This is a genomic window from Stenotrophomonas maltophilia (assembly GCF_002799155.1).
GTDB lineage: Bacteria > Pseudomonadota > Gammaproteobacteria > Xanthomonadales > Xanthomonadaceae > Stenotrophomonas > Stenotrophomonas maltophilia_R.
This window is the reverse complement of the sequence record NZ_NERD01000002.1, coordinates 3,333,575-3,357,233: the sequence shown is the minus strand read 5'-3', so window position 1 is coordinate 3,357,233 and position 23,659 is coordinate 3,333,575. Positions and strand designations below refer to the sequence as shown.

Here is a 23,659-nt window from a genome sequence, read left to right as displayed (position 1 = left end):
ATGTCCCCGGCCAGTACACCGCCATGGATGCCGGAACTGTGCCGCCTGCCGCGGCTGGCGGCGATGCTGGGCCTGGCCGAGCTGGTGGTGGTGGTGCTGGCCCTGGCCCCGGATGGTAGCCGCCACTGGACCCTCGGCGAGCTGCTGTCGGCCAGTGGCTTCGCCTTGTGGCTGGCGCTGGCGGTGACCGCTAGCCTGTGCCTGCTGCGGCGGGCGCTGTCCAGGCTGCCGCAGGTGCTGGGGGCGGTTGCTGCGATTGCACTGGCGACCCTGATCGCGGTGGTCTGTGCCGGCATCGTGCACGCGTTGTACGCGGTCCTGGGTGACAGCTTCGCCAGTGGCATCAGCTTCTGGCGCTTCACGCTCGGCAGTGCAGCAACCACGGCGCTGATCACCGCGCTGGCACTGCGTTACTTCTATGTCAGCGACCGCTGGGCCGCACAGGTGCAGGCCAATGCACGGGCCCAGGCCGATGCGCTGCAGGCGCGGATCCGCCCGCATTTCCTGTTCAACAGCATGAACCTGATCGCCAGCCTGCTGCATCGTGATCCTTCTGTGGCCGAACGTGCGGTACTCGATCTGTCCGACCTGTTCCGTGCCGCGCTCGGTGCAGGCGAGGGCGATTCCACCCTGCGCGACGAATGCGAACTGGCCGAGCGCTACCTGTCAATCGAATCGCTGCGCCTGGGCGAACGCCTGCAGGTGCGCTGGCAGCGCGACGAGCCGCTGCCGTGGGACCTGCCATTGCCGAGGCTGGTACTGCAGCCGCTGGTGGAAAATGCCGTGCTGCACGGCATCTCGCGCCTGCCAGACGGCGGCATCATCGAGCTGCACCTGCTGCGCGAAGGCAACGAGCTGCAGATCCGCGTGCGCAATCCCGCGCCTGATCCGCAGGCGCCCGGGCTGGCCTTGGCGCGGGGGGCTGGCCATGCCCAGCACAGCATCGGCCATCGGCTGGCCTGGCGCTTCGGCAGCGCCGCGCGGATGACGGCTGGCTGGAGCGAGGGCTACTATGCCTGCCAGGTGACAGTGCCGATCCAGTGAGGGAACGATCGTGAGGGTAGTCATCGCCGATGACGAACCGCTGGCGCGCGAGCGCCTGCGCAGCCTGCTGGCGGCGCAGGACGGCGTGGACGTGGTGGCCGAGGCCGGCAACGGCGAGCAGGCCCTGCACGCATGCGCGGAGCTGCAGCCGGACCTGGTCCTGCTGGATATCGCGATGCCCGGGCTGGATGGCCTGGAAGCAGCCCGCCACCTGGCCAGCTTCGAACCGCGGCCGGCGGTGGTCTTCTGCACTGCCTACGATGCACATGCGCTGTCGGCGTTCGAGGCCGCAGCGATCGACTACCTGATGAAGCCGGTACGCGCAGAGCGCCTGGCCGCGGCGATCGCGCGCGCACGCACGTTTTTGGCCGGCCGCGACGGCCAGCCGCAGGCGCACGGCGGGCAGCAGGCGCGCAGCGTGCTGTGCGCACGCCTGCGTGGCAGCCTGCGGCTGATTCCGCTGGACGATATCCACTACCTGCAGGCCGAAGAGAAGTACGTAGTGGTACACCACGCGCGTGGCGAGGACCTGATCGAGGAATCGCTGAAGTCGCTGGAAGAAGAGTTCGCCAGCCGTTTCATCCGCATCCATCGCAACTGCCTGGTGGCACGCCACGAACTGGTGGAACTGCGCCGTGGCTCGGGCGGGCAGGTGCAGGCAGTGCTGCGGCATGGCCGGCAGCCGCTGGAAGTCAGCCGCCGCTGCGTGGCGACGCTGAAGCAGGAACTGCGGCATCTGTGAGTGGTCCCGCGCGGCCTGCGGCCGCGACTGCTATGAAATCAACAGCAACAGCAACAGCAACAGCGGGTCATGGCTCGTTGTTTCTACGTGCTGGGTTGGGCCGGGGTGGGGCGGCGGGACACGCTGCAAGTACATCCATGTAAGCTCGATGGCGCCATCCATGGCGCCAACGGTCCCGCCGCCCCACCCCGGCCCAACCCTCACATTCGTCCAGCGTCGGACGGCAAAGGCATTGTTGTTATCGGGCGGGGGAAGAAGGGTCAGATCCCTTTTCCTGCGGAAAAGGGATCTGACCCCGGAAGCCTTCATCGGGTGGGGAAAAAGGGATCTGACCCCGGAAGCCGTGGGCTGTTGCTTTTGCTTCTGCTTTTTTCTTTTGATCTTCCGTGGCTGGCGCACACGGAAACTGTCAGAGGCCGGGCGGGGTGGGCTGCGTAGGGGCGTGAGCCGCATGGATGCGGCGACCGAGCTTACATGGACGTACTTGCAGCGGCCCCTGCGTGGTCCACACCGCCCGGCCAAGCGCGGCTGTTGCTTTCACGATCCCCCAGCCACGAGGGGCTCCGCCGTTGGCCGTATCCGCGCCGAAGGCGCGATAATGACCGGATGGAAACCGTCCGCATCGCCACCCGCAAGAGCCCGCTCGCCCTCTGGCAGAGCGAACACGTCGCCGACCGCCTGCGCCAGGCCCATCCCGGCCTGCATGTGGAACTGGTGCCGATGAGCACCCGCGGCGACGAGGTGCTGGACCGCTCGCTCGCCGCCATCGGTGGCAAGGGCCTGTTCCTGAAGGAGCTGGAGCTGGCCATGCTGCGAGGCGAGGCCGACTGCGCCGTGCACTCGCTGAAGGATGTGCCGATGGAACTGGACGAACCCTTCGCACTGCCCGCGATGCTGACCCGCCACGATCCGGCCGATGGCTTCGTCTCCAACCTGTATGCCTCGCTGGACGCGCTGCCGATCGGCGCGCGGGTCGGTACGTCGTCGCTGCGTCGTCAGGCCCAGCTGCGCGCGCTGCGCCCGGACCTGGAGCTGCTGGACCTGCGCGGCAACGTCAACACCCGTCTGGCCAAGCTCGACAACGGTGGCTACGACGCCATCGTGTTGGCCGTGGCCGGCCTGGAGCGCCTCGGCCTGGGCGAGCGCATCGTCGCGCGCCTGCAACCGCCGCAGTGGCTGCCGGCACCGGCGCAGGGCGCGGTGGCGGTGGAGTGCGATGGCGGCAATGCGGGCCTGATGGCATTGTTCGCCCAGCTTGATGACGCGGCCACGCGTGCCTGCGTGGAGGCCGAGCGGGCGATGAACCGTGCGTTGCATGGCAGCTGCCACGTGCCGGTGGCCGCGATCGCGCAGTGGCAGGGTGACGACCTGCACCTGCAGGGCCTGGTTGGCAGCGCCAGCGATGGCCGTGCGGTACGTGCCGAGGCAGTCGGCCCCGCCAGTGATCCGGAAGCGCTGGGCCAGCGCGTGGCGACGATGCTGCTGGATGCCGGTGCCGGTGAACTGCTGAACGTCTGAGCATTGCAGCAGGTGCTGCCGGCCAGCGGCCGGCACTACCCAGAAGCAGAACGGGCGCCTTGGCGCCCGTTCTGTTTATTTGAACTTGTAGACCACGTTCATCGTGGTCAGCGTATCGGTCTTGCGCTTGTCCTCGGCCACGTCACTGTTGTAACGCGCCTGCCAGCCGGCCTTCAGTGCCAGGTGCTCGTTCATGCTCACCGAAACGCCGAAGTCGTTCTGGCCGAAGGTGTTGTAGGAACCCGATTCGACCAGCAGCGTGTTGACTAGGTCGGTGTTGTCGGTCAGCGAGTACTTCATGTCGAACAGGCCGCGGCCGATCATGCCGGTGCGGGTGCGGTCGTCCTCGGTGCTGTGGGTGCGGCGCACACCCGGGCCGATCTGCGCGTCGAACGAGAAGCGCTCGGTGTTCCACAGCCGGGTGCCGTAACCCAGACCGAACGAACTCTGGCGGTCGTAGGTGGCGAAGTCATCGCGCTCGGTACGCACCGTGGCCGTCAGCTGGCGGTGCTCGCCCAGCTGCAGCGCGCTGCCGGCACTGCCGGTGTAGCGGTTGGCGGTGGTGTTGTTGCGGCGGCTGGTGGAGCCGTCGTCGCGGGTCTCGATCACCTTGGAGCTGGAACGCAGGCCGGCCAGGTCCATGCTGTGCACCCAGTCGCCATCGGTGTAACGCAGGCGCAGGCGGCCGTTGAAGCTTTCGGTGCTGCTGTTGCCGCGTGCCGACGCGAAGCCGAGCTCGCCGCCGCTGCCGCTCCACGGCGAGGACATCGCCGCCAGTTCGGAGGCATCCTGCGCATGCGCGAGCGGTGCGCACAGCAGCAGGGGGATCAGCAGGGACACGCGCAGGGACATCGAGGCTTCTCCGAAACGGTTAACAGCCGGTGATGATACTGGAAGCGTGATGGCGGTCCGAATCGATCCAATGCGTGCTTCAGCGAACGTTGCCACGATCGCCTATTCAGGGCAGATCGATACGCAATGCGGGGTCGTTGAAGCGCGAATAGCGCAGGCGCAGCTGGAAGCTGCGGCCATTGCTGCTGCCACTGCGCACGATCTGGCGTGGCAGGCCCTGGGCATCCACCCAGTATTCCAGGCGTTCGCCGGGCTGGGCACCGCGCAGCCGGTAGTGCCGGGTCTGGACCCCGTCCAGCGCCTGGCTGCCAAGGTCTTCAGCCTTCAGGTCGGCGGGCAGGGCATCGGCCGGCAGCGGGTTGCGCCACTGCTCGAGCAGGCCGGGCGGGGTTGGCACCTGGCGGATCGCGCCGTCGCCCTGCAGGAACAGGGTGTCGCCGATGATGGTCTGCGGACCCGCCGGCGTATCCACCCGGAAACGATCGGGCGCCACGAAGTCCATGGCGCTGCGCACCGGCTGCGGTGCGCCCAGCACCTCCAGTTCGGCGTGGAAGCTGCGCAGGGCCGCGAAACGCTGGCTGGCGCCCAGCACCGCCTGCGCCGGATCGGCGACGGGCACCGGGGCGTTGGTGGCGGCCGGCGCTGGCGCGCGATCACAGGCGGCCAGCAGCAGGCAGGCCAGCAGGGACAGGGCGGGCAACCGGCGCATCGGGCATTCCATGGGGGTGGGGGCGACCACGATAGCCCAAACGTCCCACACAAGACCCGCGACTCGGACATAATCGGGGGTATGGACCGATACGAACGCATCACCGCCCTGCATCGTCTGCTCAAGTCCGCGCGCTATCCGGTGACGGTGGCGACCCTGCAGGACAAGCTCGGTTGTTCCCGCGCCACCGTCTACCGCGACCTGGCCTTCCTGCGCGATGCGCTGATGGCACCGATCGAGGGCGACGGCGAGGCGGGCTTCCGCTACCAGGCTGACGAGAGCGACCGTTTCGAGCTGCCAGGCCTGTGGCTCAGCTCGGAGGAGCTGCACGCCCTGCTGGCCTCGCAGCACCTGCTGGCGCGTACCGGCGGCGGTGTGCTGTCGTCGGTGCTGGCGCCGCTGCAGCAACGCATCGAAAGCCTGCTGGCGGCCCAGGCCGGCGTATCCAGCTGGCCGGTCGACCGCGTGCGGGTGATCCCGCACCGTGGCCGCAAGTTCGACGAGGGCAGCTTCCGCAGCGTCGCTTCGGCTGTGCTGGAGCGCCGTCAGCTGGCGTTCGAGTACCGCGCCCGCTCCACCGACGAGCCGACCAAGCGCACCGTCTCGCCGCAGCGCCTGACCCACTATCGCGACAACTGGTACCTGGATGCCTGGGACCATGACCGCGAAGCCCTGCGCAGTTTTGCGGTGGACCGCATCCACAAGGCGCGGGTGGTCGACAGCACCGCGCGCGATGTCGCCGACAGCGAGCTGGATGAGCAGCTTGGTGCCAGCTACGGCATCTTCTCCGGCGCGCCGAAGGGTTGGGCGACCATCCTGTTCAGCGCCAAGGCCGCGCGCTGGGTGGCCGACGAGCACTGGCATTCCAAGCAGCAGGGCCGCTTCCTGGCCGACGGCCGCTATGAGCTGAAGGTGCCGTACAGCGTCTCGCGCGAGCTGCTGATGGATGTGCTGCATTACGGCTCGGATGCCGAGATCGTCGAGCCGATGATGCTGCGCGAGCAGGCCAAGGCGTTGCTTGAGCTGGCCCTGAGCAACTACGAAAAATCCTGACACTCCCCCCGAGAACCCAATCCCCCATGAAGAAGACCCTGTTGCTGCCCCTGCTCGCCGCTGCGCTGGCCCTGACCGCCTGCGGCTCGTCTGGCGAGCCCTCGCAGAAGCTGGTGGTGGCCGCCACGGCCGTGCCGCATGCCGAGATCCTCGAGGTGGTCAAGCCGATCCTCAAGCAGGAAGGCGTGGACCTGGACGTGCGCGTGTTCAATGACTACGTGCAGCCCAACGACCAGCTGGTGCAGAAGCAGGTGGACGCCAACTACTTCCAGACCGAGCCGTACCTGGATGCCTACAACCGCGACCGCAAGACCGACCTGGTGAAAGTGATCGGCGTCCACATCGAGCCGTTCGGTGCGTACTCGCGCAAGGTCAAGTCGCTGGCCGAGCTGCGTGAAGGCGCCGACGTGGTGATCCCGAACGACCCGAGCAACAACAGCCGTGCGCTGATCCTGCTGCACAAGGCTGGCGTGATCGAGCTGAAGGACCCGACCAACGCGCTGTCGACCCAGCGCGACATCAGCGCCAACCCGAAGAACCTGAAGTTCCGCGAGCTGGACTCGGCGATGCTGCCGCGCGTTCTGGACCAGGTCGATCTGGCCCTGATCAATACCAACTACGCGCTGGACGCCGGCCTCAACCCGACCCAGGATGCGCTGGCGATCGAGAGCAAGGACTCGCCGTACGTGAATTTCCTGGTCGCGCGCCCGGACAACAAGGACGACGCTCGCGTGCAGAAGCTGGCCAAGGCGCTGACCAGCCCGCAGGTGAAGGCCTTCATCGAGACCAAGTACAAGGGCGCGGTGCTGCCGGCGTTCTGACCGCGCCGATCCGCTGACGATGCCTGTGGTGGGTGTCGACCTTGGTCGACACCGCCTTAATCCACGTGGAAGGCGAGGGTAGCGGCAACGGCCTGCTGCCATCCGGCATACAGTTTCTCGCGCCAGGCCACCTCCATCTGCGGCTCGAAGCGCCGGTCCAGGCCCCACTGCGCGGCGATCTGTTCGCGGCTGGTCCAGAACCCCACCGCCAGGCCGGCCAGGTAGGCCGCGCCCAGTGCGGTGGTCTCGGTCAGCCGAGGCCGCAGCAGCGGCACGCCGAGGATGTCGGCCTGGAACCCGGCCAGGAAGTCGTTGCCGATCGCACCGCCGTCGGCGCGCAGCTCGGTCAGCGCGATGCCCGCGTCGGACTGCATCGCATCGAGCACATCACGGGTCTGGTAGGCCATCGCTTCCAGCGCGGCGCGCACGAAGTGCGCCTTGCGGGTGCCACGGGTCAACCCGAACATCGCACCGCGTACATCGCTGCGCCAATAGGGCGCGCCGAGGCCGACGAACGCGGGCACCAGGTAAGCGCCGCCACTGTCGGGCACCTGCGTGGCCAGTGCCTGGCTGTCGCTGGCGCGTTCGATCATCCGCAGACCGTCGCGCAGCCACTGCACCACCGAGCCGGCGATGAAGATCGAGCCTTCCAGCGCGTATTCCACGCGCCCGTCCAGGCCCCAGGCGATGGTGGTCAGCAGGCCGTTGCGCGAGCGCACCGCCTGCGCACCGGTATGCATCAGCATGAAACAGCCGGTGCCATAGGTGTTCTTGACCATGCCCGGCCGGAAGCAGGCCTGGCCGAACAGCGCCGCCTGCTGGTCACCGGCGATGCCGGCGATCGGGATCGGGTGGTCGAAGAAGAACTGCGGCCGGGTATGTGCGTAGACTGCGCTGGAGTCGCGCACCTGCGGCAGCATCGCGCGCGGGATGTCGAGCAGCGCCAGCAGGTCGTCATCCCAGTCCAGGGTGTGGATGTTGAACAGCAGGGTGCGCGCGGCGTTGCTGTAGTCGGTCACATGCGTCTGGCCACCGCTCAGGTTCCACACCAGCCAGCTGTCGATGGTGCCGAACAGCAGCTCGCCACGTTCGGCGCGCTGCTGCGCGCCCTCCACGTGGTCGAGGATCCAGCGCACCTTGGTGGCGGAGAAATAGGCATCGATCAGCAGGCCGGTCCGCTCGCGGATCAGCGCTTCATGCCCCTCGGATTTGAGCCGCTCGCAGATGGCGTGGCTCTGCCGCGATTGCCAGACGATGGCGTTGTGGATCGGCTGGCCGGTGGCGCGGTCCCAGACCACGGTGGTTTCGCGCTGGTTGGTGATGCCCAGTGCGGCGATATGGCGCGGGTCGATCTGCCCGCGGCTGAGCAGCTCGGTCAGCGTGGCATAGACGCTGGTAAGGATCTCGCGCGGGTCATGCTCGACCCAGCCGGGCTGCGGGAAGATCTGCGCGAACTCGCGCTGCGCGCTGCCGACGATGTTGCCGGCACGGTCGAACAGGATCGCGCGCGAACTGGTGGTGCCCTGGTCGATGGCCAGCACGTAGCGGGGCGTCATGCAGCGTCTCCGGTAGAGCGGTCAGGGTAATTTACCTTGCTCTCTGTACAGCCGGGCCATGCTCGGCTGCGTTGCATGATGTCCGCCGGGCATGGCCCGGCGCTACCGTTGCGACATCCACGCCTGCAGCCGTGCCACCTGCGCAGCATCCAGCCGCAACCCCAGCTTGCTCCGCCGCCACAGGATATCGTCGGTGCTGTATGCCCACTCGTGTTCGCGCAGGAAGTCCACTTCGCGCGCATGCAGGCCGTCGCCAAACTCCTCGCCAAGATCGTGCACGCCCTGTACACCCTGCAGCAGTTCCGCGCTGCGACTGCCATAGGCCCCGGCCCAGCGTCGCGCGATACCTGCGGGCAACCACGGTGCCAGCGCCAGCAAGCGCGAGCCTGCCTGTGCGGCGTCACCCCAGTCGCTGCCCGGCAGCGGGTCTCCGCGTGCCGTCCACGCCGGTCCCATCTGTGGCAGGGCAGGACGCAGCAGGTCCACTGCCTCTTCGGCCAGCACCCGATAGGTGGTCAGCTTGCCGCCCAGCACATGCAGCGCCGGTGCCGGGTCCGCCTGCAACTGCAGGCGGTAGTCGCGGCTGAGTTTTGCCGCGCGCGGATCCGGGTCAGCCAGCAGCGGACGGACGCCGGCGAACGCCCAGACCACCTCCTCCGGTGCGATGGGTTCGCGCAGGTAGCGATTGGCCGCTTCGCACAGGTACGCCACCTCGGAAGGCAGCACGCTGCAGCGCGCCGGGTCACCGCGATAGTCGGTGTCGGTCGTGCCAACCAGCAGGTGGTCGTGCGCGAAGGGCAGCAGGAACACCACGCGTCCGTCGGGTTGCTGCAGCAGGCAGGCGCTGTCATCGGGCCAGGGCCGGCGCAGCACGATGTGGCTGCCTTGCACCAGGCGCAGTGCGGGGCCGCCGCTGCGCGTCTGCATCCGTTCCAGCAGGCCCCCGGCCCACGGCCCTGCCGCATTGACCACGGCGCGCGCATTCACATGGTGCGACTGGCCATCGGCGGACTCCAGAACAGCCTGCCATCGGCCCTGCGTGGGGCACAGGTCGATGCAGCGACTGCGCACCCGCACCTGTGCGCCTCGCTGCGCGGCATCCAGGGCGATGAGCAGTACCAATCGCGCGTCATCGACCTGCGCATCGGCGTAGCTGAAGGCCTGCCGCAGCGTCGGGGAGAGCCAGTGGCCAAGCGGGTCGCGTTGCAGGTCCAGCGCGCGTGACGCGGGGAAGGCGGGGCCGCGCCGGCCCAGATGGTCGTACAGCCACAGCCCCATGCGCAGCATCCATCGCGGGCGCAGGTGTGGCTCCCAGGGCAGTACGAAGCGCAGCGGATGGACCAGATGGGGCGCCTGCCGGCGCACCACCTCACGTTCGCCGAGCGCCTTGCGCACCAGCCCGAACTGGCCCTGTTCCAGGTAGCGCAGGCCGCCATGGATCAGTTTGCTGCTGGCACTGGAGGTGTGCGCGGCCAGGTCGTGCTGTTCGCACAGCAGCACGCGCAGGCCGCGGCCACTGGCGTCACGGGCAATGCCGGCGCCGTTGATGCCGCCACCGATCACCAGCAGGTCGATTTCGTGCATGGGGCCCCTCGCATCCGCCGGTAGAGTCGAGCCACAGCCGACTCTACACGGGCCTGCGGTGACGGAAACGACGACGGGCCCCGAAGGGCCCGTCGCGTTACATCAGTGAAGCAGCGTTGCCTGGATCAGAAGCGGGCGCCGATGCCGAAGCCGACGGTCCACGGGTCCATCTTGGCTTCGCCGATCTTCTCGCCGCCGACCTTGATGTCCGGGCGGGCGCGCATGTAGCGGGCGTCAGCACGGGCGAACCAGGTGGAGTTGATGTTCATGTCAACGCCGACGGTGCCGATCACGCCCTTGGCATCCTTGAAGCGGATGTCGCTGTCAGCGCCGTTGCCCAGCTTCTCGTTGCTGAAGCTGGACTGGTAGTAGCCGACGCCCACGAACGGGCGGAACACGTTGTCAGCCTGGCCGAAGTGGTACTGGCCGCTCAGCGCGACCGGCTGCTGCTCGACCGAGCCCAGGCGGGCGTTGTTCGGGCCCTTGAACTTGTTGTCGAACTTGTCGGCAGCGCCCCACAGCTCAACGGCCCAGTTGTCGTTGATGTAGTAGCTGAAGCTGACGGTCGGCGCCGGGCCACCGTCGGTCTTCTTCACGCCGGTGATCGGGTCGTTCTTCGGTTCCAGCAGCGAGATGCCGCCAACAACGGCAAAATGCTTGCCCGAAGCGGTATCGGTGGTGCTGCTGTCCTGGGCGAAAGCGGCCGGCGCGAAGGCGGCGGAGGTCAGCAGGGCGAGACTCAGGATACGGATGGAGCGCATGGGGGTATCTCCTAATGTTTCTTGTTTTGGGCCCCCGGTTGCGGGGCGAGCACACCGTAGTCGCCCCAACATGAATCGAATCCGACGCACGTTAAAAAATAGTTTTCCTTGTTCAGCGACCGGAGCGGAAAGCCTGTTTTCATGGGCCTTTCGGCCTTCGGCGACATTCATGCAGTTGGAGGAGATGTGAGCGAGGCAACGATGTGCGTGGGTTTGCAAGCGCAGGTGAACGCGGAGTGCCGGGTGCTGCTGCTGGGCTCGATGCCAGGCGTGGCGTCCCTGCAGGAGCAGCGCTACTACGCGCATCCGCGCAATCGTTTCTGGCCGCTGATGGCGGACATCTGCGGTTTCGATCCAGGTCTGGCCTACGCGCAGCGGCTGCAGGCGTTGGGCGCTGCGGGCATCGGCCTGTGGGATGTGATCGGTCGCTGCGAGCGTCGTGGCAGCCTGGATGCGGGCATCGTGCGTGGCACGGAAGTGGCCAATGCGCTGCCGGAACTGATCGCCACGCTGCCTGAGCTGAAGCTGATCGGCTGCAATGGCGGTGCCTCGCTGCAGGCATTCCAGCGTTGGGTGCTGCCACGGCTGCAGGCCCCGCCAAAGGTGGTCGCACTGCCATCGACCAGCCCGGCCAATGCAGGGTGGTCGCTGCCGCGCCTGCGCCAGGCCTGGCAGCCGGTAGCCGACGTACTGGCGACATCAAGCGGACATCGTCCGGACAATACGCTACCGACTGGTCGCGGCCGCAGCCCATGAGCAACAGCGTGTCCCGGCTGCGTGCGTACTGAAAACACCTGTAACGGTTGGCGCTGGCCCCCGCTGGCCGCACAATAGACGTTTCCCTACACCAGATTGCCGGAGTTATCCCCATGGCCGAAATCAAGGAAGCACTTGTCCCCGATATCGGTGACTACAGCGATATCCCGGTAATCGAGGTGCTTGTCGCCGTCGGCGACACGGTCAAGAAGGACCAGGGCCTGGTGACGCTGGAAAGCGACAAGGCGACCATGGAAGTGCCGTCCTCGGTGGCCGGCGTGGTCAAGGAACTCAAGGTCAAGGTGGGCGACAGCCTGTCCGAAGGCAAGGTCGTGGCGCTGATCGAAGTGGCCGAAGGCGAAGCCGAAGCCGCCAAGCCGGCCGCTGCCGCGCCGGCACCGGCCAAGGCCGCAGCTCCGGCTGCCGCCACCCAGAGCGCGCCGGCCCCGGCCGCGGCTGCGCCGGCCGCTCCGGCTGCCAGCGGTGGTGCGGTTGAAGCCCTGGTGCCGGATATCGGCGACTATTCCGGCATTCCGGTCATCGAAGTGCTGGTCGCCGTCGGTGACACGGTCAAGAAGGACCAGGGCCTGGTCACGCTGGAAAGCGACAAGGCGACCATGGAAGTGCCGTCGTCGGTGGCTGGCGTGGTGAAGGAACTGAAGGTCAAGGTCGGCGACACTCTGTCGCAGGGCAATGTGGTCGCCATCATCGAAGCCGAGGGCGCTGCCGCGCCGGCGCCGACCAAGGCTGCCGCTGCTGCCGCTCCGGCTGCCGCCGAGACCGCCACCAAGGTCGAGCCGGTCGCCGTGCCGGCGCAGCCGGACAAGCTGGCGGCCCGCGAGATCGCCTCGGCCGGTACCCCGTCCAGCCCGCCGGTGCAGTTCAACGCCGATGGCGTGCTGCCGGCCAAGGTGCCGTATGCCACCCCGGCGGTGCGCGTGTTCGCCCGCGAACTGGGCGTGGACCTGCTGCAGATCAACGGCACCGAGAAGGGTGGCCGCATCACCAAGGGTGATGTGCAGAAGTTCGTCAAGGCCGCACTCAGCGGCGGCGTGCCGGCTGCCGGCGGTGCTGCTGTCGCTGCCGGTGGTGGCCTGAACCTGCTGCCGTGGCCGAAGGTCGACTTCAGCAAGTTTGGCGAGACCGAAGTCCAGCCGCTGTCGCGCATCAAGAAGATCTCGGGTGCGAACCTGGCGCGCAACTGGGCCATGATCCCGCACGTCACCCAGTTCGAACAGGCCGACATCACCGACCTGGAAGGCCTGCGGGTGGCGCTGAACAAGGAAAACGAGAAGGCCGGCATCAAGCTGACCATGCTCGCCTTCCTGATCAAGGCCAGTGCCGCGGCGCTGAAGAAGTTCCCGGAATTCAACGCCTCGCTCGATGCCAGCGGTGAAAACCTGACCCTGAAGAAGTACTTCCACATCGGCTTCGCCGCCGACACGCCGAACGGCCTGGTCGTGCCGGTCATCCGCGACGTGGACAAGAAGGGCGTGGTGCAGATCGCGCAGGAAACCGGCGAACTGGCCAAGAAGGCGCGCGACGGCAAGCTGGGCCCGGCCGACATGAGCGGCGGCTGCTTCTCGATCAGCTCGCTGGGTGGCATCGGCGGCACCGCGTTCACCCCGATCGTCAATGCACCGGAAGTGGCCATCCTCGGCGTTTCCAAGTCGTCCATCCAGCCGGTCTGGAACGGCAAGGAATTCGCACCGAAGCTGATGCTGCCGCTGTCGCTGAGCTACGACCACCGCGTCATCGACGGCGCACTGGCCGCACGCTTCACCACGTACCTGTCGCAGGTACTGGCCGACATGCGCCGCGTGCTGCTGTAAGGCACCGCTTCGCCCCCACCGTGCGGCCGCCGCCCCTGGCGCGGCCGCGTGAACAGATGCAGTGACAGCCCGCCGGCGCCGCCGGGCGGGCACGAGGAAACCCCACCATGGCCACGATTGAAGTCAAGGTTCCCGACATCGGCGATTACAGCGATGTGCCGGTGATCGAAGTGTTGGTCGCCGTCGGCGACACGGTGAAGAAGGATCAGGGTCTGGTGACCCTGGAGTCGGACAAGGCCACCCTGGAAGTGCCGTCCTCGGCCGCCGGCGTGGTCAAGGAAATCAAGGTCAAGCTGGGCGACACCCTGTCCGAAGGCGCCGTGGTCGTGGTGCTGGACGCTGAAGGCGCCGCCGCCGCGCCGGCCAAGGCCGCCGCGCCGGCTCCCGCTGCGGCCGCCCCAGCCAGCAAGCCGCCGGTGACCCCGTCGCATCGCGCCCCGGCTGAACCGGCGGCACCGAAGCCGGCGCTGTCCAGCGGCAAGCCGGCCGATATCGAATGCGAGATGGTCGTGCTGGGTTCCGGCCCGGGCGGCTACACCGCCGCCTTCCGCGCCGCCGACGTCGGCCTGGATACGGTGCTGGTCGAGCGCTACGCCAGCCTCGGCGGCGTCTGCCTCAACGTGGGCTGCATTCCGTCCAAGGCGCTGCTGCATGCTGCTGCGGTGATCGACGAAGTGGCCCACGCCGGTGATTTCGGCGTCGCGTTCGGCAAGCCGACCATCACCCTGGACAAGCTGCGCGAGTACAAGGAAAAAGTCGTCAACCAGCTGACCAAGGGCCTGGCCGGCATGGCCAAGCAGCGCAAGGTCCGCAATGTGCAAGGCGTCGGCAAGTTCCTGTCGGCCAACGAGCTGGAAATCACCGCCGCGGACGGCAGTACCCAGCTGCTGCGTTTCCAGAAGTGCATCATCGCCGCCGGTTCGCAGGCAGTGAAGTTGCCGAACTTCCCGTGGGACGACAAGCGCGTGATGGACTCCACCGACGCGCTGGAGCTGGCCGAAGTGCCGGGCTCGCTGCTGGTCGTCGGCGGCGGCATCATCGGTCTGGAAATGGCCACCGTGTACAGCGCACTGGGCAGCAAGGTCACCGTGGTCGAGTTCATGGACCAGCTGATGCCGGGCGCCGACAAGGACCTGGTCAAGCCGCTGGCCGACCGCCTGAAGAAGCAGGGCATCGAAGTCCACCTGAAGACCAAGGCCTCGGGCGTCACCGCCGATGCCAAGGGCATCACCGTGAGCTTCGACGCCGCCGAGGAAGGCCAGGCGCCTGCGCTGGCGCAGGGCACCTTCGACCGCGTGCTGGTGGCCGTGGGTCGCTCGCCGAACGGAAAGAAGATCGATGCCGAAAAGGCCGGCGTGCAGGTCACCGACCGTGGCTTCATCCCGGTCGATCGCCAGATGCGCACCAACGTGCCGCACATCTTTGCCATCGGCGACATCGTCGGCAACCCGATGCTGGCCCACAAGGCCACGCATGAGGGCAAGCTGGCGGCCGAAGTGGCTGCCGGCCACAAGAAGGAGTGGGTGGCCCGCGTGATTCCGTCGGTGGCCTATACCAACCCGGAAATCGCCTGGGTTGGCGTCACCGAAACCGAAGCCAAGGCCAAGGGCCTGAAGGTGGGCGTGGCCAAGTTCCCGTGGGCCGCCAGTGGCCGCGCGATCGGCATCGGCCGCACCGAGGGCTTCACCAAGCTGATCTTCGACGAAGAGACCCACCGCATCATCGGTGGTGCCATCGTTGGCGTGCATGCCGGTGACCTGCTGGCCGAGATCGGCCTGGCGATCGAGATGGGTGCGGAAGCCGAGGACATCGGCCACACTATCCATGCGCACCCGACGCTGAGCGAATCGGTGGCGATGGCCTCGGAAATCTACGACGGCACGATCACCGATCTGTACATGCCGAAGAAGAAGTAAGGCGTTCGCGCCATTCCGTACAAAAAGCCCCGGCCTCTGCCGGGGTTTTTTGTTGGCTGCGGGGATACCTTCGGCAGCACATCGCGAGGGTCTGGGCCGCTGCGCGGGTGGCAGGCGTTTGGACAAATGTCCCCCGCCGTCCGCCTGCGGCGGTCGCCTCCGCCTTTACTTTGTCCAAACGCCTGCCACCCGCGCAGCGGCTCGGCTTGCGGATAGCCGGGAGCTACCGCCTGGATGCCTGAAACGCGGAGGGAGCGGGGGCTGGGGGCGAAGCAAAGGAGGAGGTGCCGGCCGCAGGCCGGCGCCGGGGGACATTCGCGCCCAGCCCCCGCTCCCTCAAGCGCTCGACCCAGCTGCACTTGCTCCTGCACGCAGGGAAAAACAGCACAAAAAAGCGCGGCCCCGATGTTCCGGAGGCCGCGCCAGGAGAGAGTGCCGTGGAAGGGGTGGGGGATCAGAACACGAAGCTGACGCCGGCCACCGGGCCCTTGAATTCCTGCTTCAGGCCGATGGTGCCGTCGCTGCCCTTCTTGTCCGCGTCGAGCTTGAACCAGTCGTAGCCGGCGAACACGCCGAAGTTCTTGGTGAAGCGGTAATCGACGATGGCGTTGGCGCGGCTCAGGTCGCCCTTGTAGTCATCGAAGCTGCCCCAGCGCGTGTTGAGGTACTGGCCCTGCAGCGTGATCATCCACTTCTCCGACGGGGTGAAGCTCAGCCGCGCACCGACCACCGGCGCCACGCCGTCGGTCTTCTCGTTGAGGAACTGGCCTTCGTAGACGGTACCCAGATCGGCGTAGGCCTTGGTGCTGACCTTGGCGTACTCGGCGCCCAGCTGCAGGCCGAGGTCGAAGGTATCGGTGTCCACCACCGAGTAGTCATAGACCAGGCTGGCGACCTGGTACTTCAGCTCGCCCTTGACGAAGCTGCCCGACGGCACGTTGACGTCACCGAAGGAGATGTCCTGGCCGAGGGTCTCGCGGCGGTCCTTGTCGTACTTGAAGTAGTTGAACAGCAGGCGCTGGCGGTTGCTGATGCGGAACATGCCGTCGATGCGCGGCTCCCATTCCTTGCCACCCAGCTTGAAGTCCTCGGAGAAGCCGATGTCCTGGCCGGCCACGTTGGTCTTGCCGCGGAGGGTATTGTCCGAGTCGATGTTCATTGCACCCAGGCGCAGGGCGAAGCGGTCATCGCCTTCGGCGGCATGGGCGGCAGTGGCGAACGAGGCCCCGGCGGCGAGCAGGGAGAGGGCGAGCAGGGTGGGTACGGAGCGCATCGAAGAGTCCTTGCAGTGGTTCATCAGAATGAAGATCACTGTGCAGGACAGGCCCGTCCACCATCCGTGAACGTATGGTCCACAGGGTGTGCACGGTTCAGCGCTGTCGCGATGATGCAAAGAGATGGCCCCGGAGCCGGGCTTCGGGGCCATCGTGGGACCTGCGGGGCGGAGCGTCGACGAGGTTGCTGCAGGCAGGTCGAAAGATCGGACCGGCGCCTGCGGCGAAAGTTCCGCGGCCTGCGACCAAAGTTCAATACTGCAGTGCAGCATCATGCGGACGTCATTGTCCCCTGGGTGGCACGCAAAAATGTAACCGTTACCGCAACTTGCGGCCTCCTGGGATGAACAGGGAGCGGTTGTCTCGCAAATTGTCCCATTGCTATAATTTGGCGGCTCGATGAGGCCCCCCTGCTGTAGCCGCCTCAGCCCTCCACTTGCAACCACGCGGGACGTCCTGTGCTGAACTCCGTTGATGCGGGTCGGCGACTGATGCTGCGCGCCGCGGTCTACCCGCTGGCCGCAGTGGCTGTCCTGGCCCTGGCCTTCCTGCTGGTGGGTCCGAAATATGCCCTCGGCGCGCTGGCGTCCGGTGTGGCCATTTCGGCCGGTGGTTGGGTGGCGGCACGGATGGCACTGGGCGGAGGGGCGGTGGCCGCAGGATCGGCGATGGCGCGCCTGATCATTGCGATCGTGGCCAAGTGGGTGGTGGTTTTCGGCGTCCTGCTGGTGGGGTTCCTGGTCTTCAAGCTGCCTGCACTGGCGCTGTTGGCCGGTATCGCCGTCGGCTTGATGTTCCAGGTCCTGGCCATGGCCAGGCGTTGACAGAATTCAATTAACTGAAGGTTCCGGACACATGGCGGGCGAGGCTCTAACCCCTACCAGCTACATCCAGCATCACCTGCACAACCTGACCGCACCGGTCGGCAAGGGTGAGGGTATGTTCTGGCATATCCACGTCGATACCTTCCTCACCGCGGTCCTGATGGGCCTGGTGATCGTTGTCGCGTTCTGGCTGGGGACCCGCAAGGCCACTGCCGGCGTGCCGGGCAAGTGGCAGGCCTTCGTCGAGATCTGCCTGGAGTTCGTCGACCGCCAGGCCAAGGACACCTATCACGGCAAGAGCAAGCTGGTCACGCCGATCGCCATCACGATCTTCTTCTGGATCCTGATGATGAACCTGATCAAGATGATCCCGGCCGACTTCATCGCCAAGCCGCTGGAATGGGCGGGCATCCACTACTGGAAGCCGGTGCCGACCGCTGACGTCAATGCCACCCTCGGCATGGCCATCAGCGTGTTCTTCCTGATGCTGTTCTTCGCGCTCAAGTCCAAGGGCCTGCTTGGCTTCATCAAGGAATTCCTGACGGCGCCGTTCGGCAAGTGGATGATGCCGTTCAACCTGATCCTCAACATCGTCGAGTGGCTGAGCAAGCCGATCTCGCTGGCGATGCGACTGTTCGGCAACATGTTCGGCGGCGAAATCGTGTTCCTGCTGATCTGGGTGCTGGGTGGTGCCGGTTTCTTCGGTGCCATTGCCGGTGGTGCGTTCGGCCTTGGCTGGATGCTGTTCCACCTGCTGGTGATCCCGCTGCAGGCCTTCATCTTCATGATGCTGTCGATCGTGTACCTGAGCCTGTCGGAAGACGCTCACTGAGTTTCAAGCTTCAACGCGTTTCAACCTTCATCCGTTTCATCACCCTTAGCAACTTAAGTTCCTGGAGATAACCATGTACTTCGCCGTCCTGACCAACTTCGCGCAGATTCAGAGCTCCACCGCCCTTGCCGTCGGCATCATGATCGGCCTGGCCGCGCTGGGCGCCGGTCTGGGTCTGGCCATCATGGCTGGTAAGTTCCTGGAGTCGGCCGCCCGCCAGCCGGAACTGATCCCGGTCCTGCAGGTCCGCATGTTCATCACCGCCGGCCTGATCGACGCCGCGTTCATCATCTCGGTCGCCGTTGGCCTGCTGCTGGCCTTCGCCAACCCGCTGTCGGCTGCCTTTGCTGGCGCCGTCACCAAGGCTCTGGCCGGCTGATACAGCGGTTTGAGACGACCGGGTGCTGCTGCACCCGGTTTCGGATGAAGGCCGGATGCGCCGCTACGGCGGCGCGTCCACCCCGAAACCAGCGATCGAGCTAACCATGAATATCAATTTCACCCTTCTTGCGCAGGCGCTGGCCTTCGCTGGTCTGATCTGGATCATCGCGACCAAGATCTGGCCGCCGCTGATGAACGCGATCGAAGAGCGCCAGCAGAAGATTGCTGAAGGCCTCGCTGCTGCCGACCGCAGCCAGAAAGATCTGGCCCAGGCGCAGGAGAAGGTCAACGAAGCGCTGAAGGAAGCCCGCACCAAGGCCAACGAGATCATCGATCAGGCCCACGCGCGTGCCAACCAGATCGTTGATGCTGCCCGTAACGAAGCAATCACCGAAGCCACCCGTCAGAAGGAGCTGGCCCAGGCTGAAATCGACGCCGCCGCCAACCGTGCCCGTGAAGATCTGCGCAAGCAGGTGTCCGCGCTGGCCGTGACCGGTGCCGAAAAGCTGCTCAAGCGCGAAATCGACGCCAACGCCCACAAGGCGCTGCTCGACGAGCTGGCCTCGGAGATCTAAGGATGAGCCAGGCCCTCACGCTTGCCCGCCCGTACGCCCGCGCCGCGTTCGCGACCGCGCGCGACGAAGGCGCGTTCGCGCCGTGGTCGGACGCCCTGGCGTTCTCCGCCCACGTCGCCGCCGACCCGCGCGTGGCGGCCCTGCTCGCCAACCCGGAGCTGGGTCGTGACGACGCCGTCGCCCTGCTGGCGCCGGTGTCCCACGGCGAGACCTACTCGCGCTTCCTGGCCATCCTGGCCGAATCGCATCGTCTGCCGCTGCTGCCGGAAATCTCCGGCATGTTCGACGCCCTGCGCGCCGAAGCCGAGCACGTGGTCAAGGCCACGGTGACCTCGGCGGCCGATCTGTCGGCCGGTGAACTGGACGCGATCAAGGCTGCGCTGCGCAAGCGCTTCAACCGCGAGGTCGAAGTGACCACCGCGGTCGATGCCTCGCTGATCGGCGGCGCCGTGATCGATGCCGGCGACGTGGTCATCGATGGTTCGCTGAAGGGCAAGCTGGCCCGTCTGCAGACCGCGCTCGCTAACTGAATTCATTTAACGTCCGGCCCCGCTGCCGGCACTAGGACTTGACGATGGCAACCACGCTCAACCCCTCCGAAATCAGCGAACTGATCAAGAACCGCATCGAGAAGGTCAAGCTGGCCGCGGAATCGCGCAACGAAGGCACCGTGACCAGCGTGTCCGACGGCATCGTGCGCATCTTCGGTCTGGCCGACGTGATGCAGGGCGAAATGATCGAACTGCCGAACAACACCTTCGCACTGGCCCTGAACCTGGAGCGCGACTCGGTCGGCGCCGTGGTCCTGGGTGACTACGAGCACCTGCGCGAAGGCGACGTCGCCAAGACCACCGGCCGCATCCTGGAAGTGCCGGTCGGTCCGGAACTGCTGGGCCGCGTCGTGAACGCGCTGGGCGAGCCGATCGACGGCAAGGGCCCGCTGGGCACCGACCTGACCGCTCCGGTGGAGCGCGTTGCTCCGGGCGTGATCTGGCGCAAGTCGGTCGACCAGCCGGTGCAGACCGGTTACAAGTCGGTCGACTCGATGATCCCGATCGGCCGTGGCCAGCGCGAGCTGATCATCGGCGACCGCCAGACCGGCAAGACTGCCATGGCGATCGATGCGGTGATCAACCAGAAGGGCACCGGCATCAAGTGCGTGTACGTTGCGATCGGCCAGAAGGCTTCGACCATCGCCAACATCGTGCGCAAGCTGGAAGAGAACGGCGCTCTGGCCCACACCATCGTTGTGGCCGCGACTGCTTCCGAATCGGCTGCCATGCAGTACATCAGCGCCTACTCGGGCTGCACCATGGGTGAGTACTTCATGGACCGCGGCGAAGACGCGCTGATCGTGTACGACGATCTGTCCAAGCAGGCCGTCGCCTACCGCCAGATCTCGCTGCTGCTGAAGCGCCCGCCGGGCCGCGAAGCCTACCCGGGTGACGTGTTCTACCTGCACTCGCGCCTGCTGGAACGCGCTGCGCGCGTGTCCGAGGAATACGTCGAGAAGTTCACCGAAGGCAAGGTCACCGGCAAGACCGGTTCGCTGACCGCGCTGCCGATCATCGAAACCCAGGCTGGCGACGTGTCCGCCTTCGTTCCGACCAACGTGATCTCGATCACCGACGGCCAGATCTTCCTGGAAACCGACCTGTTCAACGCCGGCATCCGCCCGGCCGTGAACGCCGGTATCTCGGTGTCGCGCGTCGGTGGCTCGGCCCAGACCAAGATCATCAAGAAGCTGTCGGGCGGCATCCGCATCTCGCTGGCCCAGTACCGTGAGCTGGCTGCGTTCGCGCAGTTCGCCTCGGATCTGGACGAAGCGACCCGCAAGCAGCTGGAGCGTGGCCAGCGCGTCACCGAGCTGATGAAGCAGAAGCAGTACGCGCCGATGTCGATCGCCAACCAGGCGCTGTCGATCTACGCCGTCAACGAGGGTTACCTCGACGACGTGCCGGTCAACAAGCTGCTGGCGTTCGAGGAGGGCCTGCACGCCCACTTCGCCAACACCCAGGGCGAGCTGGTCAGCAAGGTCAACGCCACCGGCGGTTGGGACAACGACATCGAAGGTGCCTTCAAGAAGGGCATCGCCGAGTTCAAGACCACCGGCAGCTGGTAATCGCGGTCCTGTAGAGCGGAGCGCTGGCTCCGCTGGACCAGATGACAAACGGTTGAACAACGCGGGGCATCTGCCCCGCGCCACGGGAAACAAGAGATGGCAAGCGGACGCGAAATCAAAACCAAGATCAAGAGTGTGCAGAACACCCGCAAGGTGACGCGCGCCCTGGAAATGGTCTCGGCCTCCAAGATCCGCAAGGCGCAGGATCGGATGAAGACCTCGCGTCCGTACGCGCAGGCGATGAAGCAGGTGATTGGGCACCTGGCCCAGGCCAGTACCGATTACCAGCATCCGTTCCTGGTCGAGCGCGAGCAGGTCAAGCGGGTCGGCTTCATCGTGATCTCCTCCGATCGCGGCCTGGCCGGTGGCCTGAACAACAACCTGTTCCGCAAGATGCTGGGCGAAGCCAAGGCATGGCAGGACAAGGGTGCGGAAGTTGACCTGGTGACCATCGGCCAGAAGGCGTCGACCTTCTTCCGCCGCGTGAAGGTCAACATGGTCGGCAGCGTGACCCACATCGGCGACGTGCCGAAGCTGGAGTCGCTGATCGGTGTGATCAAGGTGATGCTCGACGCCTTCACCGAGGGCAAGATCGACCGCGTGTACCTGGTCTACAACCGCTTCGTGAACACCATGGTGCAGAAGGCCAGCTTCGATCAGCTGCTGCCGCTGCCGCCGGCTGAGAAGCAGGTCGCTCACCACGACTGGGACTACCTGTACGAACCCGATGCCGCGACCGTGCTCGAGCACGTGATGACGCGTTACATCGAGTCGCTGGTGTACCAGGCACTGCTGGAAAACGTCGCCTCCGAGCATGCGGCACGCATGGTTGCGATGAAGGCGGCGAGCGACAACGCCAACAAGCTGATCGGCACCCTGCAGCTCGTCTACAACAAGGCGCGCCAGGCAGCGATCACCCAGGAAATCTCCGAAATCGTCGGCGGCGCGGCAGCAGTCTGACCGCGTTCGTTCAAAGCACACATTTAGAGGATGCAGCAATGAGTCAGGGCAAGATCGTTCAGATCATCGGCGCGGTCGTCGACGTCGAATTCCCGCGTGAGTCGGTGCCGAAGGTGTACGACGCACTGAAGGTCGACAACACCGAAATTACCCTTGAAGTCCAGCAGCAGCTGGGCGACGGCGTGGTGCGTACCATCGCCCTCGGTTCCACCGACGGCCTGAAGCGCAACCTGGTTGCCACCAACACCAACCGCGGCATCTCCGTGCCGGTCGGTGCTGGCACCCTGGGCCGCATCATGGACGTGCTGGGCCGCCCGATCGACGAAGCCGGCCCGGTGGCCGCCAGCGACAGCTGGGAAATCCACCGTGCGGCTCCGTCGTACGAAGACCAGTCCCCGGCCACCGAGCTGCTGGAAACCGGCATCAAGGTCATCGACCTGATGTGCCCGTTCGCCAAGGGCGGCAAGGTCGGCCTGTTCGGCGGCGCCGGCGTCGGCAAGACCGTCAACATGATGGAACTGATCAACAACATCGCCAAGGCGCACAGCGGCCTGTCCGTGTTCGCCGGCGTGGGTGAGCGTACCCGTGAGGGCAACGACTTCTACCACGAAATGAAGGACTCCAACGTCCTGGACAAGGTGGCGATGGTGTACGGCCAGATGAACGAGCCGCCGGGCAACCGTCTGCGCGTCGCCCTGACCGGCCTGACCATGGCCGAGTACTTCCGCGACGAGAAGGACGAAAACGGCAAGGGCAAGGACGTCCTGCTGTTCGTCGACAACATCTACCGCTACACCCTGGCCGGTACCGAAGTGTCGGCACTGCTGGGCCGCATGCCGTCCGCCGTGGGTTACCAGCCGACCCTGGCCGAGGAAATGGGCGTCCTGCAGGAACGCATCACCTCGACCAAGAACGGTTCGATCACCTCGATCCAGGCCGTCTACGTTCCCGCGGACGACCTGACTGACCCGTCGCCGGCGACCACCTTCGCCCACCTGGACTCGACCGTGACCCTGTCGCGTTCGATCGCCTCGCTGGGTATCTACCCGGCCGTCGATCCGCTGGACTCCACCAGCCGCCAGATGGACCCGCTGGTCATCGGCCACGAGCACTACGACACCGCCCAGCGCGTCCAGCAGACCCTGCAGAAGTACAAGGAACTGAAGGACATCATCGCGATCCTGGGCATGGACGAGCTGTCCGAAGAGGACAAGCAGGCCGTGTCGCGCGCCCGTAAGATCGAGCGCTTCTTCAGCCAGCCGTTCCACGTGGCCGAAGTGTTCACCGGTTCGCCGGGCAAGTACGTGCCGCTGAAGGACACCATCCGTGGCTTCAAGGCCATCGTCGATGGCGAGTACGACCACCTGCCGGAGCAGGCGTTCTACATGGTCGGCGGCATCGAAGAAGCGGTCGAGAAGGCCAAGAAGATGGCCGAGAAGGCCTGATCCGGGACGGGCGGGAGCGATCCTGCCCGACCTGACGCCGGCGCCGGGCAACCGCCCGCGCCGGTGGACCCCCACGGTGGCATTGCGCCGCCGCGAACAGCG

Annotated in this window: 22 protein-coding genes; 16 read left to right on the top strand and 6 right to left on the bottom strand. The window is 66.2% G+C overall.

Going from position 1 to position 23,659, the window contains the following annotated elements:
* The 3 genes from B9Y82_RS16065 to hemC all read left to right on the top strand — a co-directional run bounded on the left by B9Y82_RS16065 (position 1) and on the right by hemC (position 3,304).
* On the top strand, positions 1-1,044 hold the full coding sequence (locus B9Y82_RS16065; protein ID WP_202908130.1) for a sensor histidine kinase: 1,044 nt from the start codon (positions 1-3) through the stop codon (positions 1,042-1,044).
* A 10-nt stretch (positions 1,045-1,054) separates the two neighbouring features.
* A complete protein-coding gene (locus B9Y82_RS16060) occupies positions 1,055-1,786 on the top strand; it encodes a LytR/AlgR family response regulator transcription factor (protein WP_100474003.1) in 732 nt (243 codons plus the stop codon).
* A gap of 606 nt (positions 1,787-2,392) precedes the next feature.
* The gene (hemC, locus tag B9Y82_RS16055) at positions 2,393-3,304 is read left to right on the top strand and encodes a hydroxymethylbilane synthase (protein ID WP_100474002.1); all 912 of its coding nucleotides are present in this window, start codon (positions 2,393-2,395) and stop codon (positions 3,302-3,304) included.
* A 75-nt stretch (positions 3,305-3,379) separates the two neighbouring features.
* Here the strand turns inward: hemC and B9Y82_RS16050 are convergent, their stop codons facing one another.
* Positions 3,380-4,156 carry a DUF481 domain-containing protein gene (locus B9Y82_RS16050; protein WP_100474001.1) on the bottom strand — a complete coding sequence of 259 codons (777 nt, stop codon included), beginning with the start codon at positions 4,154-4,156 and terminating at the stop codon, positions 3,380-3,382.
* A 106-nt stretch (positions 4,157-4,262) separates the two neighbouring features.
* A complete protein-coding gene (locus B9Y82_RS16045; protein ID WP_100474000.1) occupies positions 4,263-4,865 on the bottom strand; it encodes a LolA family protein in 603 nt (200 codons plus the stop codon).
* An 81-nt stretch (positions 4,866-4,946) separates the two neighbouring features.
* Between B9Y82_RS16045 and B9Y82_RS16040 the strand changes: the two genes are divergently transcribed.
* Together B9Y82_RS16040 and B9Y82_RS16035 are read left to right on the top strand one after the other, a co-directional pair.
* Positions 4,947-5,918, top strand: a complete 972-nt coding sequence (locus tag B9Y82_RS16040) for a helix-turn-helix transcriptional regulator (protein WP_100473999.1) — start codon at positions 4,947-4,949, stop codon at positions 5,916-5,918.
* A 26-nt stretch (positions 5,919-5,944) separates the two neighbouring features.
* Positions 5,945-6,739: a MetQ/NlpA family ABC transporter substrate-binding protein gene (locus tag B9Y82_RS16035; protein WP_100473998.1), complete on the top strand. Its 795-nt coding sequence runs from the start codon at positions 5,945-5,947 to the stop codon at positions 6,737-6,739.
* 56 nt (positions 6,740-6,795) lie between these two features.
* On the opposite strand, the gene glpK is transcribed toward B9Y82_RS16035, so the two are convergent.
* From glpK to B9Y82_RS16020, 3 genes are all read right to left on the bottom strand, one after another.
* Positions 6,796-8,295 carry a glycerol kinase GlpK gene (gene glpK, locus B9Y82_RS16030; RefSeq protein ID WP_100473997.1) on the bottom strand — a complete coding sequence of 500 codons (1,500 nt, stop codon included), beginning with the start codon at positions 8,293-8,295 and terminating at the stop codon, positions 6,796-6,798.
* A 102-nt stretch (positions 8,296-8,397) separates the two neighbouring features.
* Positions 8,398-9,879, bottom strand: a complete 1,482-nt coding sequence (glpD, locus tag B9Y82_RS16025; RefSeq protein WP_100473996.1) for a glycerol-3-phosphate dehydrogenase — start codon at positions 9,877-9,879, stop codon at positions 8,398-8,400.
* A gap of 125 nt (positions 9,880-10,004) precedes the next feature.
* Positions 10,005-10,640 (bottom strand): OmpW/AlkL family protein, encoded by a 636-nt coding sequence (locus B9Y82_RS16020; protein ID WP_100473995.1) that lies wholly within the window; start codon positions 10,638-10,640, stop codon positions 10,005-10,007.
* A 186-nt stretch (positions 10,641-10,826) separates the two neighbouring features.
* On the opposite strand from B9Y82_RS16020, the gene B9Y82_RS16015 reads away from it, so the two are divergent.
* The 3 genes from B9Y82_RS16015 to lpdA all read left to right on the top strand — a co-directional run bounded on the left by B9Y82_RS16015 (position 10,827) and on the right by lpdA (position 15,144).
* Positions 10,827-11,396, top strand: coding sequence for a DNA-deoxyinosine glycosylase (locus B9Y82_RS16015; RefSeq protein WP_100473994.1), 570 nt, complete (start codon positions 10,827-10,829; stop codon positions 11,394-11,396).
* A gap of 113 nt (positions 11,397-11,509) precedes the next feature.
* Positions 11,510-13,228, top strand: a complete 1,719-nt coding sequence (gene aceF / locus B9Y82_RS16010; RefSeq protein ID WP_100473993.1) for a dihydrolipoyllysine-residue acetyltransferase — start codon at positions 11,510-11,512, stop codon at positions 13,226-13,228.
* Between the two features lie 107 nt (positions 13,229-13,335).
* Positions 13,336-15,144 (top strand): dihydrolipoyl dehydrogenase, encoded by a 1,809-nt coding sequence (gene lpdA, locus B9Y82_RS16005; protein ID WP_100473992.1) that lies wholly within the window; start codon positions 13,336-13,338, stop codon positions 15,142-15,144.
* A gap of 454 nt (positions 15,145-15,598) precedes the next feature.
* Here the strand turns inward: lpdA and B9Y82_RS16000 are convergent, their stop codons facing one another.
* Complete coding sequence (locus B9Y82_RS16000; protein WP_049429263.1) at positions 15,599-16,417, bottom strand: hypothetical protein; 819 nt, start codon at positions 16,415-16,417, stop codon at positions 15,599-15,601.
* A 459-nt stretch (positions 16,418-16,876) separates the two neighbouring features.
* Between B9Y82_RS16000 and B9Y82_RS15995 the strand changes: the two genes are divergently transcribed.
* The 8 genes from B9Y82_RS15995 to atpD all read left to right on the top strand — a co-directional run bounded on the left by B9Y82_RS15995 (position 16,877) and on the right by atpD (position 23,557).
* Positions 16,877-17,242, top strand: coding sequence for a hypothetical protein (locus B9Y82_RS15995; RefSeq protein ID WP_014648497.1), 366 nt, complete (start codon positions 16,877-16,879; stop codon positions 17,240-17,242).
* Positions 17,243-17,273: 31 nt separating this feature from the next.
* Complete coding sequence (gene atpB, locus B9Y82_RS15990; RefSeq protein WP_049466592.1) at positions 17,274-18,074, top strand: F0F1 ATP synthase subunit A; 801 nt, start codon at positions 17,274-17,276, stop codon at positions 18,072-18,074.
* 73 nt (positions 18,075-18,147) lie between these two features.
* Positions 18,148-18,453, top strand: a complete 306-nt coding sequence (atpE, locus tag B9Y82_RS15985) for a F0F1 ATP synthase subunit C (protein WP_005411133.1) — start codon at positions 18,148-18,150, stop codon at positions 18,451-18,453.
* 106 nt (positions 18,454-18,559) lie between these two features.
* A complete protein-coding gene (locus tag B9Y82_RS15980) occupies positions 18,560-19,030 on the top strand; it encodes a F0F1 ATP synthase subunit B (RefSeq protein ID WP_005419512.1) in 471 nt (156 codons plus the stop codon).
* Between the two features lie 2 nt (positions 19,031-19,032).
* Positions 19,033-19,560 carry a F0F1 ATP synthase subunit delta gene (locus B9Y82_RS15975; protein WP_100473991.1) on the top strand — a complete coding sequence of 176 codons (528 nt, stop codon included), beginning with the start codon at positions 19,033-19,035 and terminating at the stop codon, positions 19,558-19,560.
* 44 nt (positions 19,561-19,604) lie between these two features.
* Positions 19,605-21,152 (top strand): F0F1 ATP synthase subunit alpha, encoded by a 1,548-nt coding sequence (atpA, locus tag B9Y82_RS15970; RefSeq protein ID WP_005411130.1) that lies wholly within the window; start codon positions 19,605-19,607, stop codon positions 21,150-21,152.
* Between the two features lie 96 nt (positions 21,153-21,248).
* Positions 21,249-22,112: a F0F1 ATP synthase subunit gamma gene (gene atpG / locus B9Y82_RS15965; protein ID WP_005411129.1), complete on the top strand. Its 864-nt coding sequence runs from the start codon at positions 21,249-21,251 to the stop codon at positions 22,110-22,112.
* Positions 22,113-22,150: 38 nt separating this feature from the next.
* Positions 22,151-23,557, top strand: coding sequence for a F0F1 ATP synthase subunit beta (gene atpD / locus B9Y82_RS15960; protein ID WP_010481327.1), 1,407 nt, complete (start codon positions 22,151-22,153; stop codon positions 23,555-23,557).
* Positions 23,558-23,659 lie beyond the last annotated feature (102 nt).

Excerpts from the sequence above, each read along its gene's own strand:
- glpK (WP_100473997.1), bottom strand. The coding sequence starts at position 8,295 with ATGACGCCCCGCTACGTGCTGGCCATCGACCAGGGCACCACCAGTTCG.
- B9Y82_RS16020 (WP_100473995.1), bottom strand. The coding sequence starts at position 10,640 with ATGCGCTCCATCCGTATCCTGAGTCTCGCCCTGCTGACCTCCGCCGCC.
- lpdA (WP_100473992.1), top strand. The coding sequence starts at position 13,336 with ATGGCCACGATTGAAGTCAAGGTTCCCGACATCGGCGATTACAGCGAT.
- B9Y82_RS15980 (WP_005419512.1), top strand. The coding sequence starts at position 18,560 with ATGAATATCAATTTCACCCTTCTTGCGCAGGCGCTGGCCTTCGCTGGT.
- B9Y82_RS16050 (WP_100474001.1), bottom strand. The coding sequence starts at position 4,156 with ATGTCCCTGCGCGTGTCCCTGCTGATCCCCCTGCTGCTGTGCGCACCG.
- B9Y82_RS16035 (WP_100473998.1), top strand. The coding sequence starts at position 5,945 with ATGAAGAAGACCCTGTTGCTGCCCCTGCTCGCCGCTGCGCTGGCCCTG.
- B9Y82_RS16045 (WP_100474000.1), bottom strand. The coding sequence starts at position 4,865 with ATGCGCCGGTTGCCCGCCCTGTCCCTGCTGGCCTGCCTGCTGCTGGCC.
- B9Y82_RS15975 (WP_100473991.1), top strand. The coding sequence starts at position 19,033 with ATGAGCCAGGCCCTCACGCTTGCCCGCCCGTACGCCCGCGCCGCGTTC.
- B9Y82_RS16000 (WP_049429263.1), bottom strand. The coding sequence starts at position 16,417 with ATGCGCTCCGTACCCACCCTGCTCGCCCTCTCCCTGCTCGCCGCCGGG.
- B9Y82_RS16040 (WP_100473999.1), top strand. The coding sequence starts at position 4,947 with ATGGACCGATACGAACGCATCACCGCCCTGCATCGTCTGCTCAAGTCC.
- glpD (WP_100473996.1), bottom strand. The coding sequence starts at position 9,879 with ATGCACGAAATCGACCTGCTGGTGATCGGTGGCGGCATCAACGGCGCC.
- atpA (WP_005411130.1), top strand. The coding sequence starts at position 19,605 with ATGGCAACCACGCTCAACCCCTCCGAAATCAGCGAACTGATCAAGAAC.
- hemC (WP_100474002.1), top strand. The coding sequence starts at position 2,393 with ATGGAAACCGTCCGCATCGCCACCCGCAAGAGCCCGCTCGCCCTCTGG.
- B9Y82_RS16065 (WP_202908130.1), top strand. The coding sequence starts at position 1 with ATGTCCCCGGCCAGTACACCGCCATGGATGCCGGAACTGTGCCGCCTG.
- atpB (WP_049466592.1), top strand. The coding sequence starts at position 17,274 with ATGGCGGGCGAGGCTCTAACCCCTACCAGCTACATCCAGCATCACCTG.
- atpG (WP_005411129.1), top strand. The coding sequence starts at position 21,249 with ATGGCAAGCGGACGCGAAATCAAAACCAAGATCAAGAGTGTGCAGAAC.
- aceF (WP_100473993.1), top strand. The coding sequence starts at position 11,510 with ATGGCCGAAATCAAGGAAGCACTTGTCCCCGATATCGGTGACTACAGC.
- atpD (WP_010481327.1), top strand. The coding sequence starts at position 22,151 with ATGAGTCAGGGCAAGATCGTTCAGATCATCGGCGCGGTCGTCGACGTC.
- atpE (WP_005411133.1), top strand. The coding sequence starts at position 18,148 with ATGTACTTCGCCGTCCTGACCAACTTCGCGCAGATTCAGAGCTCCACC.